Origin of the sequence: Ensifer sp. SL37, from assembly GCF_026672675.1 — a bacterium.
Classification (GTDB): Bacteria; Pseudomonadota; Alphaproteobacteria; order Rhizobiales; family Rhizobiaceae; genus Ensifer; species Ensifer adhaerens.
Genome location: NZ_JAPPRN010000006.1, coordinates 3732927 through 3751772, shown reverse-complemented (window position 1 = coordinate 3751772; position 18846 = coordinate 3732927). Strand labels below are relative to the sequence as shown.

Sequence of the window (18846 nt, the reverse complement as noted above, 5' to 3'; positions counted from 1 at the left end):
TTGAGGCATGCGCAGATTACCGCCGTTGAAACGTATCCTCGTCTGGTTGGTGGCGCTTGCCGGCATCGCCTTTGCGCTGCCGAATGTTCTAAGCCGGGAAGAGGCAGCCGAACTTCCGTCTTGGCTGCCCCATCGCCAGGTGGCGCTTGGGCTCGATCTCCAGGGTGGCTCCCATTTCATGCTGCGGGCGGCGCGCAGCGACATCGTCGCTGAACGGCTCGAGACGATCGCCAACGAGGTCGGCAAATCGCTGCGCGATGCCGACATCGCCTATATCGGCCTTTCCGGCGAAGGCCAGTCGATCGCCTTCCGCGTTCGCGACCGGTCGCAACTCTCGGCCGCTCGCGAGCGGCTGAGGCCGCTGACGGCGCCCGTCGATATCGGGGGGTTCGGCTCCGAGCCGATTTCCGAGGTCGTGTTCGACAGTGCAGAACCGGATGAACTGGTTCGCCTGCGCCTCACGGACGAAGGCATCGACTACCGGCTCTCGCTGGCCGTGGCGCAGTCCATCGACGTCGTGCGCCGCCGCGTCGCCGAAGTTGGCGCCATCGAGCCGCTGATCCAGCGCCGTGGCGATGACCGGCTGATCGTGCAGGTGCCTGGCCTCGGCGATCCGCAGCGGTTGAAGGATCTGCTCAGCCAAAGGGCCAACCTGGCCCTGCGGATGCTGGATACCTCCGTGCCCGTGCAACGCGCCGTGGAGGGCCAGCCTCCGTCCGGCACGGAAGTCCTCTATTCCTTCGACGACCCGCCAGTGCCCTATCTCGTCGAAAAGGCACCGCTGCTTGCAGCGGCGAATTTTGTTGCAGCCCAGCCGGAACCTGATGCTTCCGGCGAAAGCGCGTCGGTCGCCATCAAGATCGATACCGCTTCGCAGCAGCGTGTTGCCGCCCTTGCGGCGCAGCAGCCGCCAAAGGATGCAGCGATCGTTCTCGATGGACAGGTCATCGCGACGCTCAAGCTGTCGGAGGCTGTCAACGGCGACACCTTGCGCATCTCCGCAGACCTGCCGACCGAAGGTGCGACCGACCTTGCCGCTCTCGTGCGCACAGGGCCGCTCGCGACGCCCCTGACCTTCGTCGAAGAGCGAACGGTCGGCCCCGGCGTCGGTGGCGACGCGATCGCAGACGGCCTGAAGGCGGGTCTGGTTGCGGCTGTCGCAGTCGCCGCATCGATGATCTTTTTCTACGGCGTCTTCGGCGTCTTTGCGGTCATAGCGCTCGCCCTGAACATTGTCCTGATTATCGCGGCGCTTTCCCTTTCGGGCGCGACGCTGACCCTTCCGGGCATTGCCGGCATCATTCTGACGATCGGCGTGGCCGTCGATTCGAACGTGCTGATCTACGAGCGCCTGCGTGAAGAGGTTCGCGGCGCCGAGCCCCTGCGGCGCACCATCAACAACGCCTTTTCGCGTGTCTTCAGCAGCATCTTCGATGCCAACCTGACGATGCTGATTGCGAGCGCCATCCTCTTTTATCTTGGCTCCGGATCGGTGCGCGGCTTTGCCGTTACACTTGCGATCGGTAGCGTGACGACGCTCTTCACCGCTTACACGGTCACCCGCCTGATCGTGAAGCGCTGGCTGCGCCAATGGAAGTCGGAACGCTTGCCGAAGGGTATTCGGACCGGCCGCTCCAGCGACCTGGATATCCGCTTCATGCGGATCCGCAACCCGGTCTTCATCCTGATGGCGGCGCTGTCGCTCGCCTCCGTCCTGCTGCTTGCCGGCATCGGGCTCAATCTCGGCGTCGACTTCAAGGGCGGCTCGATCATCGAGCTGCATTCCAAAGGCGGACCGGTCGATGTCGCCGATCTTCGCGCGCGCCTCGACGAGCTGAATTTCGGCGAGGTCCAGGTGCAGCAGCTCGGCTCGGGCGAGGACGTTCTGGTGCGGGTACCGTCGCAGGAGGCGGGAGACAACGCCGAACAGACGGCCGCCGGCGTCATCCGGTCGGAACTTTCGGACGAGTATGATTTCCGCCGCGTCGAGGTGGTCGGCCCCGTCGTATCCGGCGAACTGACACGCGCCGGCACTATCGGGCTTGCTGTTTCGTTCCTTGCTATCCTGCTCTATGTGTGGCTGCGCTTCGAGTGGCGCTTCGCCGTCGGCGCGATCATTGCCACGACGCACGACGTCCTGCTGACGATCGGTTTCCTCGTGCTGACCGGCATCGAGTTCAATCTCGGCAGCATTGCCGCGGTTCTGACGATCGTCGGCTACTCGCTGAACGACACGGTCGTCATCTACGATCGCATCCGCGAAAACCTTGCTCGCTACAAGCGCATGCCGTTGTCGGTGCTGATCGATACGTCGATCAACCAGACGCTGTCGCGCACCATCCTGACAGCGCTGACGACCGTTCTGGCACTGACAGCGCTTTATCTCTTCGGTGGCGGCCTTATCCGCGCCTTCAGTGTTACAATGCTGTTTGGCGTTATCGTCGGAACGATCTCGTCCATTTACATCGCCGGGCCGATCCTCATCCTCTTCAGAAAGCGCACCGACCACATTCCGGGGGACGAGAACGCCTCCGGCGCGGATACGGGTGCGGCGGGCGCGGCAAAGGGTGCTGTTTGAAATGCCTAAGGGAATTGAAATTCGCGAAGCCCATTTTCCGGGACGGGCGCCCATCGATGCCTACGGCAATGGTGGCTTTCGCTTCGCAGACATGTCGCATCGTGGCTCGATCCTGATGCTGCCCTCGGGCGTCTATGCATGGGACGTCGCGGAGGGCGATGCGCTGACGGTCGAGAAGTTCTACAAGGTCGTTGATGAGGCGAAGGACATTGAGGTGCTGCTGGTCGGCACCGGCAAGGACATTCGCCCGCTGCCGGCCGATGTGAAGACAGCTTTACGCGCCGCCAACATATCGTCGGATCCCATGAGCACCGGGGCCGCTGTCCGCACCTACAATGTGATGCTGGCCGAATCGCGCGCAGTCGCCGTCGCACTGATCGCGGTCTGATCGGGCCTGGGGAAGACGACGTGCACGACAATTCTGCCCAGATTCTGGCTGACCTGCGGGACACGGACCGCGACCGCTATCTCGCCTGCCTGCTTGCGCCTGCCGACAAGCAGCCCGCGCTTGCCGCACTCTATGCCTTCAGTGCGGAGATCGCCCGCATCCGCGATCTCGTGCACGAGCCGATCCCCGGTGAGATCCGCATGCAATGGTGGCGGGACCTCATCGGCAACGACGCATCGACCGGAGAAGGGCATCCGCTTGCTGAAGCGCTCCTTGGCTGCATTCGCACGCATCGGCTGCCGGTCTCCGTGTTCGAGAACATGATCGATGCCCGGATCTTCGATCTCTACGACGATCCGATGGAAGACCGTTCGGCGCTTGAGGGCTATGCCGGCGAGACCGCCTCGGCGCTGATCCAGCTCTCATCCCTGGTCCTTGATCCAGAGAATGCCGCGAAATCGGCCGAAGTCGCCGGTCACGGCGGAGTCGCGCAGACGGTCGCAGGCCTCCTCATGCTGTTGCCGCTGCATTTGCGCCGTGGCCAGGTCTACCTGCCGGCCGAATTGCTGCGCGCCACCGGTCTCGATCGCGAAACGCTGATCGCCGGCGAAGACAGCGCCGCGATCAGCCAGGCGATCCGGGCCTTCGCGGGCTTCGGGCGAGATCATCTCGCCAGTGCGCGTGCGCAGCTGGCGGCGATCGCGCCGTCGAATTTCCCCGCCTTCATACCGCTTGCGCTTGTCGAGCCTATCCTTAACCGCGCGGAGGCTGCGGGCGCCGGGCTTCTGCAGAAACCCATCCGCCCGGCCCAATGGCAACGGCAATGGTGGATGTGGCGTGCTGCACGGCGCCGCCGCTTCTGATACGTCAGGGGTTCGGCCTGATCGGTCTGCTCGGGGCTTTGGCGCAGACGCACACGCCGTGACGACAAATTGGCGCAAGCCTCGCAGCGTATAGAAGCGCTTTATCGGCGTCATGCCGAGCGAAGGGGAGCGCCCGCGGATGCTTTGGTTATTGCTCATCGCCGTCATCGTCTTGGTCGGCGCATTCTACATGTGGATGAACGCCCGCGCCGAGCGGGACTGGGACAATCCCGATGCCGGCTCTGCGATGGTGGAGTTCGGCCGTGCCTTTCCGGACGAGGCGATCCGGGCGCTGCACTCGACGGCGGACCGCACGGCGATCTTCCTGCGGCTGCATGACGGCAAGGCGGGCTTCATCCAGTCGCACGGCACCCACTATGTCTGCCACGTGATCCAGCCCGGAAAGGTTCGGGTCAATAGCTCCGAGACCGGCCGAGGCCTCATCGTGCATTTCCCCGATTTTGCTTATCTCGACAACGACTTCGAGTTTCAGAGCGCCGGCGAGGCGGCCGAGGTTTCGCTCTGGCTGCTCGGCAGCTTCAGTCCGAAATCGGAGTTCGAGCAGCCCGCCGCCGAGTCGCCGCATACGGCACAGGCGACCGAGTAGCTCTCACCGCGTTCTTCCATATAAGAAAAGGCCCGCTCGCATCGCTGCAGGCGGGCCTTTTGTCGTGGAACGAATGCGTGTCCGCCTGTCAGGCGGACTTGCCGAGCCAGGCGGCGCAATCGGCGAGCGCGCGCGACGCCGTCGCCTGCTTCTTGGCGACTGCCTTTTCCTTGCCACGGAAGCGCTTGACGCCTTCCGGCTTGGTGATCGCGCCCGGATCGAGTGGCGGGAACAGGCCGAAATTGACGTTCATCGGCTGGAACGAGCGCTTGCCCGGTTCATCTTCGGAAACGATGTGGCCGCCGGTGATGTGGTTGAGCAATGCGCCAAAGGCGGTGGTCGCCGGCGGGGTCGCCAAAGTCTCGCCTTTGCGTTCGGCGGCGGCGAAGCGGCCGGCGAGCAGGCCGATGCTGGCGCTTTCGACATAGCCTTCGCAGCCGGTGATCTGTCCGGCAAAGCGCAGGCCCGGCCGCGACTTCAGCGTCAGCGTTCCGTCGAGCAGTGTCGGCGAGTTGATGTAGGTGTTGCGGTGCAGGCCGCCGAGACGGGCGAATTCGGCATTCTCGAGGCCGGGAATCATGCGGAAGACTTCGGCCTGAGCGCCATACTTCAGCTTCGTCTGGAATCCGACCATGTTGTAGAGCGTGCCGAGCGCATTGTCCTGGCGCAGCTGTACGACGGCATAGGGCTTGACGGTGGGGTTATGGGCATTGGTGAGGCCCATCGGCTTCATAGGCCCGTGGCGCAGCGTCTCGCGGCCGCGTTCCGCCATCACCTCGATCGGCAGGCAGCCGTCGAAATAGGGCGTGCCTTCCCATTCCTTGAAGCCGGTCTTGTCGCCGGCGATCAACGCATCGACGAAGGCATTGTACTGCTCCTCGGTCATCGGGCAGTTGATATAGTCCTTGCCGGTTCCGCCGGGGCCGACCTTGTCGTAGCGCGACTGAAACCAGCAGATGTCCATGTCGATCGTCTCGGTATAGACGATCGGCGCGATGGCGTCGAAGAAGGCGAGCGCATCGGCGCCCGTTTCCGCGCGGATCGCTTCGGCAAGACCGGGTGCGGTCAGCGGGCCGGTCGCGATGACGGCGAGATCCCAATCTTTCGGCGGCAGACCGGTGACTTCTTCGCGCACCACTGTGATCAGCGGATGAGCGGCGATCGCCGCGCTGACCGCGTCGGAGAAGCCGTCACGGTCGACCGCAAGCGCACCGCCCGCAGGCACCTGGTTGGCGTCGGCGGATTTCATGATCAGCGAGCCGGCAAGGCGCATTTCCGCATGCAGCACGCCAACCGCGTTGCTGGTCGCGTCATCCGAGCGGAAGGAATTGGAACAGACGAGTTCGGCAAGGCCGTCGGTCTTGTGCGCGTCAGTGCCGCGCACGCCGCGCATCTCATGCAGGATGACCGGTACGCCGGCTTCGGCGATCTGCCAGGCGGCTTCCGATCCGGCAAGGCCGCCGCCGATGACGTGGATGGGGGAGTGGGAAGAAGTGTCTTTGCTCATGGCCGGCTTCCTATCACGGCTCGGCCTTTCGTTCCAACGCCTATAAACGAAAACGGCGCCCTGAAGGCGCCGTCTTGGAAGTCCTGGTCGTTCGTTCCGATTAACGGAAGGAACGGGCCGCAATGTTGCGGATGTCGTAACGGGTGATGCCAATGTCATTGAGAGCGTGGTTCGACAGGTTGCCGAGCTCGCTGACGGTGCGGCGGTAGTTGATCCAGCTTTTTGCGATACGAATCGGGTTCATGGTCATTTCCTCAAAATCAGGTTGTCGCGACAGCCATCTGTCTGCGTCGTTGAGGTTCTTATACGCTTGTCTAATTAGAAGGTGGAGTGCAAAGAAAATGCAGCTGCTATGCATTTGTGCAGTGCATCGCCGCATAGATGGGCACCGCTTCAAAAGGCGGCATCGATTAATGATTGATTAAAATCTTAATTGCCCGTTGATAAGCGATTGTTTTCAAAGGGACTTACGAGCCGATGCTGAGCAAGGACGCAGCGTCTGTCGATGGACGCGGTTCGGCCGCATGGGCAGTCGCAGATGGCGAAGCATCCGGTGCCTCTCGCAAGTGCGAAGGCGTCACCTGGATCGTACTCGCTGCGACAAAAGAAAACGCCCCCCGGAATGAACCGGAGGGCGTCTTACTTGGAGGTCGGTTGCGCTTGACGCGCAGCCTGAATTACTTGATCGCCTGGCGAGCAACGTACGGGATGTCGCCACGGCCGATGCCGAGGTCAGACAGTTCGCGGTCGGTCATACGGCCGAGTTCGTTGCAGGTCTGACGATACTTGCGCCAATTGTTGAAAGAACGTGCGAGGTTCATGATCCTATCCTTTCTAGGGTCGTGTGCCAGCGCTCATCTCTCTTGCTGGCCGTCATCTGATGCTCTGAAATATAATCTTTTTGAGCAGAAGTTACAGAGACAATGCTGCATCGCACCCATGCAGGCGGTGCAAGCCTCTACGCGATGGCGTGTTCGCGGCTGGCGCCTAACACGCGCGGCGCAATCGAGTTGTCGTGGCTGGAAAGCTGCCCGAAATGTGAGGGGCCAAAAACAAACAACGCCCGCTGGGGGAGGAGATCCAGCGAGCGTCGCTTTGTTCTGATCGGCAACCGGGAGGAGGAGTGTCGCCGATCCAAATCGAGGGGCGCTGGGAGGAGGAGTGCGCCGCCCCGATCGATAAGTTGAAGATAGTACGCAGGCGGGTGGAAGGGTAGCGCTGTTCCAGAATGGCACCTATGCATCCAGTGCATGGCGTGGGGCGAGCGCAGCGAAATTATGCACGAATATTGTGCAGGTGCGCAGACGCAGGCTTCTTTGTGGAGAGGAGGGCTGAAAAGAATAACGCCCGCTGGGGGAGGAGGTCCAGCGAGCGTCATTAGGGGTGATTGGCAACTGGGAGGAGGAGTGTTGCCAATCTGATCGGAAGAGCGCTGGGAGGAGGAGTGCGCTCGTCCGAATTCCGTCGGTTTTACCCGGGCCTTTCTCAGCAAACTGAGGCGGCTGGCCATTTCCGCTGGCGACCGTCTGGCTTCATGCCTTCGTTCGCCTTTGATGATTCGAATATAGGACCTTTAAATCGATTTGTGCAGTGCAATATCTGCATGGAAGATATGCGCATTGCGCAAGCCGTTCGTTCGTCCTCATCGGTTTGGTGCGCAGTCGCGAGTGAGCGATTGTGTTTCCGCGCCGATACGTGATTAGTTGGGAGCTGAACCGGACCATTTCAAGCATCGGATTCTAGGCTGGGGGCAGGATGTACCGCGCGCGTCTCGAACGAGACTTCAAGCACTGGATGGACAAGGGGCTGCTGCAGGAGAATGCAGCACGCGCAATGCTGGCCGAATATGACGGTCGCGAGTCCACGTTCCGGGCAGGGCGCGTCCTGCTCATTCTCGCCGCATTCCTGTTGTCCGCCTCAATCCTGCTGCTTGTCGCCGCCAACTGGGAGGCGCTGCCACGCCTTGCGCGGGTGGCCGGCATCGTCGCTCTGGTCTGGGGCTTTCATTTCGCCGCTGCCTGGCTGACCCAGACCGGCCGCACGACGCTTGCCGCAGCGGCCCTCGTTCTGGGGGTGGCCGCCTTTGGGGGCGGCATCGCGCTGATCGGGCAGATGTATCACCTGTCGGGTGACGCGGCCGATGCCGCGCTGCTGTGGTTTGCCGGCGCCGTCCTCTCTGCCCTGGCATTTCGCTCAGCAGCAATGACCGCAGTTGCGGGTGGGCTTGCCTGGTTCTATTTCGGAACGGTGCTGCAGGACAATGGGTTCGGCGCCACGCCGGACTGGCGCGTGTGGTCCGTTCCGGCGCTCGCGGTGATCGTCGTTCTGCTGGTGCGCTTCACGGCCGCCGACCGGGCCCGTCATCTCGCCTATCTGCTGGTCCTGTCGTGGCTGGCCTGGCTTTACCTCGACAACGCGTCGCTTGCCTTTGCAGGTGGCCTTGCGGCGTTCGGCCTCGTGGCCTTTCTGGCGGCGACGCTGCCAGGCTCTCCGCTTCGCGCCCTGGCGGTCGATGCCGGTTCGGCACCCGCTTTCTATTCCTTCGCGCTCGCCTTGCTCGGTTTTACCGCTCTTCAATTCGAAGCCGTCGGAGTGACAACGGAGGTCGCGACCGGGGCGGGCACGCTGCTGGTGGCCCTCCTTGGGATCGCGCTTGCCGGGGCGCAGAACGGCGCCGTGCGCTATCTCGGCTACGTCGCCTTTGCCGGTGAGCTTCTCTATCTCGCCTTCGAAACCCTCGGCTCCATGCTCGGCACCTCCGGTTTCTTCCTGATCTCCGGATTGGTGGTTGCCGGCATCGCCTGGCTCGTCATCCGCATCGAGGGGCACTTGGCAAATGCGCGCGGGACGGAGGCGCCACGATGACCACCGCAAAGACCCGTTGGTTGAACCCATTGCTAGCGGCCCTGCTGGTTGCGGGCGTACAGACGGCGGCACTTGGCTATATGATCGAGAGCAGGGCCTCGATCCTCAGAAGCGGCCGTGACGTGCTGTTGAAGACCGTGCCTGTCGATCCCCGCGATCTGCTTCGGGGCGACTACGTGATCTTGAGCTACGACATTTCAAGGCTCCAGCCGGAATTGTTCAAGGGCGATACACCGAAGCAGTCGGAAGAGGCTAAGGTCTACGTTCGGCTGGAAAGGCAGCTCGACGGCTTTTGGGCGGCGACCGAAGCGTCCTTCGCGCCGCTTAGCCCTGCCGGCGACAGCGTCGTCCTTCGCTCTCTGCCATTTACCTACTATCCCTCGTCTGCGCTCTCGTCCGTCAATGTAGAATACGGGATCGAGCGTTTCTATGTGCCGGAAGGCGAGGGGCGGACGCTGGAGGAGGCGCGCAACGCCGAGGCGCTCTCCGTCAATATCCGCGTGGACGCCAAGGGAAAGGCCCAGATCCGCGAGATCGCAGTCAATGGCAGCCCGGTCTACGAGGAGCCTCTCTATTGAGGCACGCCGTGCCAACCGGCTTGGTCGTGGAATTCCCGCATTTTCCCTTTGATCCCGCGAAAACGAGTGATATAGAGACGCCGCGCTCGGGAAAGCCCTGAACTTTCAGCATGCCCATTCTATCCGCGGTATTCCGCTGGTTGGTCTTGCGGGAATACGGTCAGGCGGTGCGATTGTCTGAACGCGGGTATGGTGAAATTGGTAGACACGCCAGATTTAGGTTCTGGTGCCGTAAGGCGTGGGAGTTCAAGTCTCTCTACCCGCACCAGATCAGCGATCGCGCCCAAAGTCCGGATTCTGCGAGGATGAGGGGGGCTGGAGTGCCATTTTGCTTGCAAAACGGTTGCAGAACTGCGTAAAGCCACTCCCGGCAAATGGATCGGCTCACGTGCTCGCCAGACCTTTCGAAGGGGAAGAGCACAGTCAACGTGAAATGAAGGTTTGAACATGCAGGTTATCGAAACGCTCGCTCAAGGGCTGAAGCGCGAACTCAAGGTCGTTATCCCGGCCAAGGACATGGAAGCTCGGATGAACGAGCGTCTGGCCGAAGTGAAGGACCGTGTGAAGATCAACGGCTTCCGTCCCGGCAAGGTGCCGGTTGCGCATCTGAAGAAGGTCTACGGCAAGTCGATCATGGCTGACCTGGTCAACGAGATCGTTCGCGACAAGCCGACCGAGATCCTGTCGGGCCGTGGCGAAAAGTCGGCCACCCAGCCGGAAATCGCGATGACCGAGGACGAGGCCGAAGCCGACAAGATCCTCAACGCTCAGGCCGACCTCGAGTTCACCGTTGCCTACGAAATCATCCCGGCGATCGAACTCAAGGACGTCAGCGGCATCAAGGTGACCCGCGAAGTCGTCGAGATCGCTGAAGACGAAGTCAACGAGCAGATCCTGAAGATCGCCGAAAGCGCCCGCAGCTACGAATCGAAGAAGGGCAAGGCCGCCAACGGCGACCGCGTCACCATCGATTACCTCGGCAAGGTCGACGGCGTCGCCTTCGACGGCGGCAAGGACGAAGACGCTGAGCTGGTTCTCGGTTCCAACCGTTTCATCCCGGGCTTCGAAGAGCAGCTCGTTGGCCTGAAGGCTGGCGACGAGAAGGTCATCACCGTGACTTTCCCGGCTGAATACCCGGCTGCAAACCTTGCTGGCAAGGAAGCCACCTTCGACATCACCGTCAAGGACGTGGCTGGCGCCCAGGACATCGAAATCAACGACGAACTGGCCACCAAGCTCGGCCTCGAATCGGCTGACAATCTGAAGGAAATCGTCCGCGGCCAGATCGAAAGCCAGTACGGCAACCTGACCCGTCAGAAGGTCAAGCGTCAGATCCTCGACCAGCTCGACGAACTCTACCAGTTCGAAACGCCGGAGCGCCTCGTCGAGGCCGAATTCGAAAACATCTGGCGCCAGATCAACACCGACCTGCAGCAGGCCGGCAAGACCTTCGCTGACGAAGAAACCACCGAAGAAGAAGCCCGCGCTGAATACCGCAAGCTCGCTGAGCGTCGCGTTCGCCTCGGCCTCGTTCTCTCGGAAATCGGTGAAAAGGCCGGCGTTCAGGTCAGCGACGACGAACTGCAGCGTTCGCTGTTCGAACAGCTCCGCCAGTTCCCGGGCCAGGAGAAGCAGATCCTCGACTACTTCAAGAACACCCCCGGCGCTGCTGCTTCGCTGCGCGCTCCGCTGTTCGAAGAAAAGGTCGTCGACCACCTGCTCGGCGAAATCTCGGTAACCGACAAGACGGTTTCCAAGGAAGAGCTGACGGCTGACGACGAAGAGACTGAAGGCAAGGCTGCCAAGAAGGCTCCGGCCAAGAAGAAGGCCGCCGCCAAGGCTGAAGCCACGGAAGGCGAAGAAGCCGCTGCTCCGAAGAAGAAGGCTCCGGCCAAGAAGAAGGCCGCTGACGACAGCGCCGAGTAATCGGATCGAAGCCTTAGGAATCGAAAGGCCTTGCCGCTTGCGGCAGGGCCTTTTTCGTTGTGGGAGGCGAGCTCTTCGTCCAGCGCTGGCCGAGAGCATCCTGCTTTCAGCGACACACGGAAGTGTCAGCTGATTCAGCCAGAGCCGACTTCGTGGCTCAGTGAAACCCGCGGCGCGCTAAGCGATGTCGAGGAGGAGGGCGCGATGGTCGGAGACTTCGGGCTCTGCGACGACATCGAAGCGAGCGACGCTGACTGCACCGTTCGCCAGCATGTAATCGGCAAAGCGGCCGCTCTTTAGATAGTGCGACGTGCGCGTGTCCATGTGGCCGCGGGTGACAACGAGGTCGACGAGCCCCAACTGGCCGAGCGTCTGAAACGTTTGGCTGTCGGGGAGCACATTGAAATCACCGCACACGACAAGCCGCTCGTCTCCGGGCCAGACCTGGTGGACGAGACCTACCAGCGCCTCCGCCTGCGCGCGGCGTGCCGGACTGTCGTGCTTACCACCGACCTCCCGCAGGCCGTGCATCTGCGCGATGGTGATGGGAGTGCCGGCGTCGTGATCGAACAGGCGAATGCAATGGGCGTTGCGCGCACGCGGATGCGGCCCCCAGCTGTCGGGCGAAAAACTGCCATGCACAAAACCGAGGGCCTGGCCGATGACGGAATAGCCCCGCCGAACGAATGTTGCCAGACCGAATTCCGATGCCACGGGCGTGTCTCCTGCAAAGAGCGTCCCTCGCGCGGTCGGGCAGAAGAATCCATCATGTCCCGGTAGTACGGCGGCGATCTCGTCGAAGAGGTTGGCGCGTTGCGGCAGTTCCACATCCGCATCGCGATAGCTCAGCCATTCGGCCTCGGTCGTCGGTGATCGCGCGATCTCCTGCAGGCACAGGACATCGGCGTCGACATCGGCGAGATATTTCATCAAGGGCGAATGGAGCTTGCCGCCCCAGGCATTGAGCGAAAGGATGCGCATGGTGTTCGGCTCTCTTGATCGGGAGAGGTGAAGCTAGCCGATTCGCCGGCCTCCTGCGCACTTCAGATGCGGTCTGTGGGATGGCAAACCCGGAGAGATCGGTTCGGCAACGCGGAACCAAAATCGTTGCCCTCTAGGCACGTGGCCGCCGCCGTCAGCGTTGACGGCGGTCAGCTCTGTCGCTGGATGCTTACGCTTTCGGCGCTTCCTGCTTGATCTCGCCCATACGGTTCCAGGCGTCGAGGCCGGCGATCTTGTAGGCCTCGGCCAGCGTCGGGTAGTTGAAGGTGTTTTCGACGAAGTACTCGACCGTGCCCTTGAGGTTCAGCACGGCCTGGCCGATATGCACCAGCTCTGTCGCGCCTTCGCCGATGATATGCACGCCGAGCAGGCGGCGGGTCTTCAGCGAGAAGATCATTTTCAACAGGCCGGAATCGAGCCCCATGATGTGGCCGCGCGAGGTCTCGCGGAAGCGGGCGATGCCGCATTCGTAGGGGATGCCGCGTTCCTTGACCTCTTCTTCCGAGAGACCGCAGGTGGAGATCTCAGGCACGGCGTAGATGCCGTAGGGGAAGTATTTCTGCGGCTCCATCGCGATCGCGCCGATGGCGACCCGGGCGGCGATGCGCCCCTGTTCCATCGAGGTTGAGGCGAGGCTCGGGAAGCCGACGACGTCGCCGGCGGCGTAGATGTTCGGGACGGAGGTCTGGAACGTCTCGGGATTGACCTTGAGGCGCCCTCGGTTGTCGGCTTCGAGCCCGGCTGCGGGCAGGTTCAGCGTATCGGTGGCGCCCATGCGGCCCGCGGCAAAGAGCACCATGTCGGTTGTGATTTTGCGGCCGTTGTCGAGCGTCAGCAGCACCTTACCATCGTCGAGCCGCTCCACCGTGTCGGCCTTCTGCCCGAGGTGCAGCTTCATGTTGCGGTCACGCAACTGGTAGATGAAGTCTTCGACGATTTCCTTGTCGATGAAATCGAGCATCGTCGTCTTCGGATCGATAACCGTCACCTGGGTGTCGAGCGCGCTGAAGATCGTCGCGTATTCGATGCCGACGACGCCGGCGCCGATCACCACCATGGAGCGCGGCAGGGTCTCGATATCGAGCAGTTCATCGCTGTCGAGCACAGTCTTGCCGTCGAACGGCATGTAATCCGGGCGGAAGGGCTTGGTACCGACGGCAAGCATGATGCTGGTGCCGGACACGAGCATGGTCTCGCCGTCGTCCTTGACGACTTCGAGCGTGGTCGGATTGACGAAGCTGGCTTTCCCGCGCATCTGCTGCACGCGGTTGCGCGCGAACTGATGTTCGAGAACCTCGACTTCATGATTGAGGGTGATGATCAGCCGCTGCCGGAGGTCATCGGCGCTGATCTCCTGCTTGACGCGATAGGAGCGCCCGTAAAAGCCGCGCTCGCGCCAGCCCGAAAGATTGAGCGCCGTTTCGCGCAGCGTCTTGGAGGGAATCGTACCGGTGTGAACCGAAACGCCGCCAACGCGTTTTCCCTGTTCGATGACGAGGACCTTCTTGCCGAGCTTGGCTGCCTGGATGGCGCCGCGGCGGCCGGCAGGTCCGCTTCCGACAACGATGAGATCGAACTGGTTCATAGGCGTTTCCGTTAGAAGGTGGAATCGTTGTGCGTTGCGAAAACTCTCGCTCGCAAGCCTCTATACCGTCAATGGCACGGTTTGATGAAGTGGTTTTCATAGCCGAAACAGTCGGATGAGAATATATAAGGGAGTGCGCGTATGCTTGGCTTCGTTACGACATGCGGAGCCCGTCGGTGTCGTATTTGCCTGGGAGGCTGACGATGGGATTGGAGCTGACGAACAGGGCTTTGCCACAGTCTGGCGCTGAGGGCGTCATGCCGCATTCGCAGCCGCAGCCGGGCGTCGTAGCGGCCGCGGTCTACGAGAACGGCGTGCGCGTCCGCGATATCCGCATCGAAGACGCAGGCAAGTGGCGCGACCGCCCGGGCACAGTGATCTGGATCGGCCTGCATGAGCCCGATGCGGAACTGTTGCGGCAGATCCAGCAGGAATTCGATCTGCATGACCTGGCGATCGAGGATGCCTGCAAGGCGCACCAGCGGCCGAAACTGGAGATCTATGGCGACTCGATCTTCGTCGTCGCCCGCACCGCGCATATGGTTGGCGACGAGATCGCCTTCGGCGAGACGCATCTGTTCGTTGGGCGCGGTTACGTCATCTCGGTCCGGCACGGCGCGTCGACCTCCTACATGGCCGTGCGCCAACGCTGCGAAGCATCTCCTGCAGCCTTGGCCCACGGCGAAAACTACATCCTCTATTCGATCCTCGATTTCATCGTCGACAACTACATGCCGGTGATCGAGGCGATCCACGAAGAGGTCGAGGAACTGGAAGACCGGCTGCTGCGCGAGCGGCTGGTCAAGGGCGACATCGAACGCCTCTATCTGCTGCGGCGCAATCTCTTGCGCCTGCGAAACGCGGTCGTGCCGCTGGTCGACGTCTGCCGACGGCATGAGCACATCGATCTACCGGGCATGGATGCAGCACTGCAGCCGCTCTTCCGCGACGTTACGGACCACGTGCGCCGCGTTCAGGAGGATATCGACGCTTTGCGTGAGGTTCTTGCCTTTACCTTCGAGGCGAGCCTGATGGTCGGTCAATCCGAGCAGACGGAAATCTCGCGCAAGCTCGCGTCCTGGGCCGCGATCCTCGCGGTGCCAACGGCGATCGCCGGCATTTACGGCATGAACTTCGACGACATGCCGGAACTGAAGTTCCGCTACGGCTACTTCGTCGTCCTGGCAGTGATCATCGGTCTTTGCGGCACGCTCTACCGGTTCTTCCGCCGCGCGAAATGGCTTTAGGCCGGAGCACTGACCGGCAGACCTTACCAATTCCCGAACTCGGAGGATGTGGTGGCAACCCTTCTGCAAACGCTCGGCGACCTGATCGGTACGAACTGGAAACACCGCGACGTACCCAAGCGGTACTCGCGCACCTTTGTGTGTCGCTGTGGCAGTCACGTGTTTTTCGGCAACATGTTTTGTAACAGCTGCCAGGCGCCGCTCGGATATCTGCCAGGTGAAGATGCGCTGCTGCCGCTCGACCCCGGCCCACAGCCAGGTATCTGGGCCGCAGGCGGGGAACGGCCGTTGCTAAAGTATTGCGGCAACCGTGACACGCCGGCGCAGTGCAACTGGATGCTGATGGCCAGCGAACCGGGGGAACTTTGCATCGCCTGCCGGCTGAACCGCACAATTCCGAATCTCGATCGCGAGGACAATGCCCGTTACTGGGGTCTGCTTGAGGTGGCGAAGCGGCGGCTCGTGTCGCAGTTGCTGGCACTCGGCTTGCCCGTGAAGTCCAAGGTCGACGAGGACGAGAAACACGGTCTGATGTTCGATTTCCTGCGTTCGCCACCGAACGGGCCGCGCGTGCTGACCGGGCATGCCGACGGTTTGATTACGGTCAACATCGAGGAGGCGGATTCGGTCCAGCGCGAGAAGATGCGGCTCGAATTCTACGAGCCCTATCGGACGCTGCTGGGCCATCTTCGACATGAGGTCGGTCACTACTACTGGAACCGGCTCGTTTTCAACGGACCCTGGCTGGAGCCGTTTCGCACGCTGTTCGGCGATGAGCGCGCCGATTACGCGGCGGCATTGAAGGCGAACTATGAGAATGGCGCACCCCCAGACTGGGCCGATCGGTACATCAGTTCCTATGCTTCCACACATCCCTGGGAAGACTGGGCCGAAACTTGGGCGCATTACCTGCATATGATCGATAGCCTGGGCACGGCACTCGGCTTTGGGCTCGATGCAGAGGATCTTGAAGCGATTGTCGAGCCATTCGAGCGCGACGCCTTGTATGCGCCCGACGACACCGGCGCCGACGGGTTTCTGTCGCTGTTGAACTCCTGGATCGAAATGACGATGGTGCTTAACGAACTGGCGCGCAGCATGGGCCAGCCGGACTTCTACCCCTTCGTAATGTCGAAACCGTCAGTGGCGAAACTGCAGTTCGTGCATATGGTCATCGAGGCTTCACGCTCGGCGGGGACGGAGTCTGTCGAAGCCGGCTTTTTGGGGTAAACGCCTTCGCCACTGTTTGCGGCCGGGCGGCGTCACCACCGGGCTGCTACCTCCGCCGCGCGAAACGGCTGGGTGCCAGTGCGCTCAGAACAGCTGCAGCCCTTTCAGGCTCACGTGGCCGTCCTTGCCGATGATGATGTGATCGTGCACGGCAATGCCGAGAGGCTTGGCCGTCTCGACGATCAGCTTCGTCATGTCGATATCGGCGCGCGACGGGGTCGGATCGCCGGATGGATGGTTGTGCACCAGGATGATCGCGGTGGCCGAGAGTTCCAGCGCGCGCTTGACCACTTCACGCGGGTAGACCGGCGTGTGGTCGATCGTACCTTTCTGCTGCACCTCGTCGGCAATCAGCGTGTTGCGCTTGTCGAGGAACAGGATGCGGAACTGTTCCTTCGTCTCGTAGGCCATCGCCGCGTGGCAATAGTCGATGACGGCGCTCCAGGACGAGAGAAGCTGCTTCTGGCGAAGTTCGCTCTTCAGCGTGCGGTGACCAATTGTGGAGATCAACTTGAGGTCGAGGGCGACGGCCTCGCCGATACCGCTCACCTCCTGCAACAGCGCGATCGGGGCGCCGAAGACACCGGCGAGCGTGCCGAAGCGCGCGAGCAGGGCCTTGGCGATCGGCTTGGTATCCTTGCGTGGGATCAGCCGAAACAGCAACATTTCCAGGATTTCGTAGTCGGCGAGTGCGGCATCGCCGCTTTCGCGGTAGCGCGCCCTGAGGCGATCGCGATGACCGTGATAGTGCGCCTCGGGTGCCGGCGCCTTCTTGGCGGCCGGCGAGTTATCTAACTGCAATTGCGGAAAAAACGTCCTCTCGTCCGCCGATGGCACAAAATCGCCGTCAGGGGAGATCGAGCGTTTCGTCATGCGGCGCCGAGCGTGCTGACGCCGGGCTTGAACAGGCCGGCGGGCGAAAGCGTGAAGATCTCGCAGCCATCGGCGGTGACGCCGACCGTGTGCTCGTATTGCGCCGACAGCGACCGGTCGCGGGTCACGGCGGTCCAGCCGTCCGAGAGCACCTTCACATGCGGGCGGCCGAGATTGATCATCGGCTCGATGGTGAAGATCATGCCCTCGCGCAGTTCCGGGCCTTCATTGGCGCGGCCGTAGTGCAGGATGTTCGGCGCGTCGTGGAAGAGCTTGCCGACGCCGTGGCCGCAGAAATCGCGCACGACGGAGCAGCGCTCCGCTTCGGCATAGACCTGGATCGCTTCACCGATGGCGCCGGTGCGGGCGCCGGGGCGCACGGCGGCAATGCCGCGCATCAGGCTCTCGTGGGTGACGTCGAGCAGTCGCTCGGCCGCACGCTTGATCTCGCCGACCGGATACATCCGGCTCGAGTCGCCATGCCAGCCATCGACGACGTAGGTGACGTCGATGTTGACGATATCGCCCTCGCGCAGCGGCTTGTCGTTCGGGATGCCGTGGCAGACGACGTGGTTGATCGAGGTGCAGGACGATTTCGTGTAGCCGCGATAGTTGAGCGTCGCCGGCAGCGCGCCATTGTCCATGCCGAACTCGAAGACGAACCGGTCGATCTCGTCGGTGGTGACGCCCGGCTGTACCCGCGAGACGAGCTCGTCCAGACAACGCGCAGTCACCTGGCAGGCCTTTCGCATGCCCTCGAAACCTTCCGGTCCATAGAGCCGGATTACGCCGGTGTTCTTGTAGGGCGCAGACCCTGCCTCGATGTAAGTCACCATTCCAAAGCTTTCAGTTGTTCCAGTCGGATTTCATAGAGCAGCGAGGGCCGCTTCGTCCACTGTCATCAATCCGGTCGGGCGGATTTGCGTTGGCGAAACCTGACATTTGACCGCATAGGCCTCAACCCCACGTGACATCGCGCGGTCGAATGCGCGCGCGTAGGCGGGATCGAACTCGCGGCAGATCCTCAACCGGTCACAATCGTCGCGCTGCACGAGATACATCATCACCGCGCGGTGACCGGCCTCCACCATATCACCGAGTTCGTCGAGATGTTTCGCCCCCCGCGTTGTCGGACTGTCAGGAAATTCGGAAAGACCAGGCGAGCGGCTGAAATGCACGTTCTTGACCTCGACATAGGCACGGCCGCGCTCGGGATCGCTGAGGAGAATGTCGATGCGCGAGTTGCGTCCGTATTTCTGCTCGCGTGCACTATGCTCATAGGTATGCAGGTCGGAAACGAGCCCCAGCCGGATGGCTTCTTCCGCAAGCCGGTTGGGCAGGCCGGTATTGATGCCGACCATCGTTCCGTCGGCTTCAACGATTTCCAGCATCTGGCGGTACTTCCGCGTCGGGCTGTCGTGTTCCGACATCCAGATGCGTGAACCGGGTGTCGTCAGCCCGCGCATCGATCCCGTGTTGGGGCAGGATCCGGTCATGGCCGTGCCATCAGGTAACAGGGCATCGAAGAGAAAGCGCTTGTAGCGCTGCACAAGGGTCGCGGTCGTCAGCGGAGGATCGAAGATCAAGGCAGGTCCTG

At 62.1% G+C, this 18846-nt stretch carries 17 protein-coding genes and 1 tRNA gene; 10 read left to right on the top strand and 8 right to left on the bottom strand.

The window, feature by feature from the left end; all coding sequences use genetic code 11:
• Nucleotides 1-7 precede the first annotated feature (7 nt).
• The 4 genes from secDF to OVA00_RS30455 all read left to right on the top strand — a co-directional run bounded on the left by secDF (nucleotide 8) and on the right by OVA00_RS30455 (nucleotide 4436).
• Nucleotides 8-2578 (top strand): protein translocase subunit SecDF, encoded by a 2571-nt coding sequence (secDF, locus tag OVA00_RS30470; RefSeq protein ID WP_268090230.1) that lies wholly within the window; start codon nucleotides 8-10, stop codon nucleotides 2576-2578.
• 1 nt (nucleotide 2579) lies between these two features.
• A complete protein-coding gene (locus OVA00_RS30465; RefSeq protein WP_034796607.1) occupies nucleotides 2580-2966 on the top strand; it encodes an Mth938-like domain-containing protein in 387 nt (128 codons plus the stop codon).
• Between the two features lie 20 nt (nucleotides 2967-2986).
• Nucleotides 2987-3829, top strand: a complete 843-nt coding sequence (locus tag OVA00_RS30460; protein WP_268090229.1) for a phytoene/squalene synthase family protein — start codon at nucleotides 2987-2989, stop codon at nucleotides 3827-3829.
• A gap of 139 nt (nucleotides 3830-3968) precedes the next feature.
• A complete protein-coding gene (locus OVA00_RS30455) occupies nucleotides 3969-4436 on the top strand; it encodes a hypothetical protein (protein ID WP_268090228.1) in 468 nt (155 codons plus the stop codon).
• An 88-nt stretch (nucleotides 4437-4524) separates the two neighbouring features.
• Here OVA00_RS30455 and trmFO read toward each other — a convergent pair whose 3' ends face one another.
• The 3 genes from trmFO to OVA00_RS30440 all read right to left on the bottom strand — a co-directional run bounded on the left by trmFO (nucleotide 4525) and on the right by OVA00_RS30440 (nucleotide 6764).
• Nucleotides 4525-5943, bottom strand: coding sequence for a methylenetetrahydrofolate--tRNA-(uracil(54)-C(5))-methyltransferase (FADH(2)-oxidizing) TrmFO (gene trmFO / locus OVA00_RS30450; protein WP_112976447.1), 1419 nt, complete (start codon nucleotides 5941-5943; stop codon nucleotides 4525-4527).
• Between the two features lie 100 nt (nucleotides 5944-6043).
• A complete protein-coding gene (locus OVA00_RS30445; RefSeq protein WP_064816989.1) occupies nucleotides 6044-6187 on the bottom strand; it encodes a DUF1127 domain-containing protein in 144 nt (47 codons plus the stop codon).
• A 433-nt stretch (nucleotides 6188-6620) separates the two neighbouring features.
• Nucleotides 6621-6764 (bottom strand): DUF1127 domain-containing protein, encoded by a 144-nt coding sequence (locus OVA00_RS30440; RefSeq protein ID WP_064816990.1) that lies wholly within the window; start codon nucleotides 6762-6764, stop codon nucleotides 6621-6623.
• Between the two features lie 934 nt (nucleotides 6765-7698).
• Here OVA00_RS30440 and OVA00_RS30435 point away from each other — a divergent pair.
• From OVA00_RS30435 to tig, 4 genes are all read left to right on the top strand, one after another.
• Nucleotides 7699-8808, top strand: coding sequence for a DUF2157 domain-containing protein (locus OVA00_RS30435; protein WP_113553797.1), 1110 nt, complete (start codon nucleotides 7699-7701; stop codon nucleotides 8806-8808).
• Nucleotides 8805-9386: a GDYXXLXY domain-containing protein gene (locus tag OVA00_RS30430; RefSeq protein ID WP_034796596.1), complete on the top strand. Its 582-nt coding sequence runs from the start codon at nucleotides 8805-8807 to the stop codon at nucleotides 9384-9386. The genes OVA00_RS30435 and OVA00_RS30430 overlap by 4 nt, the downstream gene beginning before the upstream one ends.
• Nucleotides 9387-9569: 183 nt before the next feature.
• Nucleotides 9570-9654, top strand: a tRNA-Leu gene (locus OVA00_RS30425).
• A gap of 179 nt (nucleotides 9655-9833) precedes the next feature.
• Complete coding sequence (tig, locus tag OVA00_RS30420; protein ID WP_268090227.1) at nucleotides 9834-11312, top strand: trigger factor; 1479 nt, start codon at nucleotides 9834-9836, stop codon at nucleotides 11310-11312.
• Nucleotides 11313-11489: 177 nt separating this feature from the next.
• Here tig and OVA00_RS30415 read toward each other — a convergent pair whose 3' ends face one another.
• Complete coding sequence (locus OVA00_RS30415; RefSeq protein WP_268090226.1) at nucleotides 11490-12293, bottom strand: endonuclease/exonuclease/phosphatase family protein; 804 nt, start codon at nucleotides 12291-12293, stop codon at nucleotides 11490-11492.
• A gap of 190 nt (nucleotides 12294-12483) precedes the next feature.
• A complete protein-coding gene (gene sthA / locus OVA00_RS30410; protein ID WP_034796590.1) occupies nucleotides 12484-13899 on the bottom strand; it encodes a Si-specific NAD(P)(+) transhydrogenase in 1416 nt (471 codons plus the stop codon).
• A 257-nt stretch (nucleotides 13900-14156) separates the two neighbouring features.
• Here sthA and OVA00_RS30405 point away from each other — a divergent pair, with 257 nt between their 5' ends.
• Nucleotides 14157-15146 (top strand): magnesium and cobalt transport protein CorA, encoded by a 990-nt coding sequence (locus OVA00_RS30405; RefSeq protein WP_226020709.1) that lies wholly within the window; start codon nucleotides 14157-14159, stop codon nucleotides 15144-15146.
• 51 nt (nucleotides 15147-15197) lie between these two features.
• Complete coding sequence (locus tag OVA00_RS30400; RefSeq protein ID WP_268090225.1) at nucleotides 15198-16376, top strand: zinc-binding metallopeptidase family protein; 1179 nt, start codon at nucleotides 15198-15200, stop codon at nucleotides 16374-16376.
• Between the two features lie 84 nt (nucleotides 16377-16460).
• Here the strand turns inward: OVA00_RS30400 and radC are convergent, their stop codons facing one another.
• Genes radC through sfsA form a run of 3 tightly spaced genes read right to left on the bottom strand, consistent with a single transcriptional unit; the run spans nucleotide 16461 to nucleotide 18835 of the window.
• The gene (radC, locus tag OVA00_RS30395) at nucleotides 16461-17249 is read right to left on the bottom strand and encodes a RadC family protein (protein WP_268090224.1); all 789 of its coding nucleotides are present in this window, start codon (nucleotides 17247-17249) and stop codon (nucleotides 16461-16463) included.
• Nucleotides 17246-18085, bottom strand: a complete 840-nt coding sequence (map, locus tag OVA00_RS30390) for a type I methionyl aminopeptidase (protein WP_034796583.1) — start codon at nucleotides 18083-18085, stop codon at nucleotides 17246-17248. The genes radC and map overlap by 4 nt, the downstream gene beginning before the upstream one ends.
• A gap of 30 nt (nucleotides 18086-18115) precedes the next feature.
• Entirely contained in the window at nucleotides 18116-18835 is a 720-nt protein-coding gene (gene sfsA / locus OVA00_RS30385) for a DNA/RNA nuclease SfsA (RefSeq protein ID WP_268090223.1), read from the bottom strand.
• Nucleotides 18836-18846: the final 11 nt, after the last annotated feature.

What these genes read in the sequence shown, in the direction of transcription:
- secDF (WP_268090230.1), top strand. Translation starts at nt 8, where the DNA reads ATGCGCAGATTACCGCCGTTGAAACGTATCCTCGTCTGGTTGGTGGCG.
- OVA00_RS30465 (WP_034796607.1), top strand. Translation starts at nt 2,580, where the DNA reads ATGCCTAAGGGAATTGAAATTCGCGAAGCCCATTTTCCGGGACGGGCG.
- OVA00_RS30455 (WP_268090228.1), top strand. Translation starts at nt 3,969, where the DNA reads ATGCTTTGGTTATTGCTCATCGCCGTCATCGTCTTGGTCGGCGCATTC.
- trmFO (WP_112976447.1), bottom strand. Translation starts at nt 5,943, where the DNA reads ATGAGCAAAGACACTTCTTCCCACTCCCCCATCCACGTCATCGGCGGC.
- OVA00_RS30445 (WP_064816989.1), bottom strand. Translation starts at nt 6,187, where the DNA reads ATGAACCCGATTCGTATCGCAAAAAGCTGGATCAACTACCGCCGCACC.
- OVA00_RS30440 (WP_064816990.1), bottom strand. Translation starts at nt 6,764, where the DNA reads ATGAACCTCGCACGTTCTTTCAACAATTGGCGCAAGTATCGTCAGACC.
- OVA00_RS30435 (WP_113553797.1), top strand. Translation starts at nt 7,699, where the DNA reads ATGTACCGCGCGCGTCTCGAACGAGACTTCAAGCACTGGATGGACAAG.
- OVA00_RS30430 (WP_034796596.1), top strand. Translation starts at nt 8,805, where the DNA reads ATGACCACCGCAAAGACCCGTTGGTTGAACCCATTGCTAGCGGCCCTG.
- tig (WP_268090227.1), top strand. Translation starts at nt 9,834, where the DNA reads ATGCAGGTTATCGAAACGCTCGCTCAAGGGCTGAAGCGCGAACTCAAG.
- OVA00_RS30415 (WP_268090226.1), bottom strand. Translation starts at nt 12,293, where the DNA reads ATGCGCATCCTTTCGCTCAATGCCTGGGGCGGCAAGCTCCATTCGCCC.
- sthA (WP_034796590.1), bottom strand. Translation starts at nt 13,899, where the DNA reads ATGAACCAGTTCGATCTCATCGTTGTCGGAAGCGGACCTGCCGGCCGC.
- OVA00_RS30405 (WP_226020709.1), top strand. Translation starts at nt 14,157, where the DNA reads ATGCCGCATTCGCAGCCGCAGCCGGGCGTCGTAGCGGCCGCGGTCTAC.
- radC (WP_268090224.1), bottom strand. Translation starts at nt 17,249, where the DNA reads ATGACGAAACGCTCGATCTCCCCTGACGGCGATTTTGTGCCATCGGCG.
- map (WP_034796583.1), bottom strand. Translation starts at nt 18,085, where the DNA reads ATGGTGACTTACATCGAGGCAGGGTCTGCGCCCTACAAGAACACCGGC.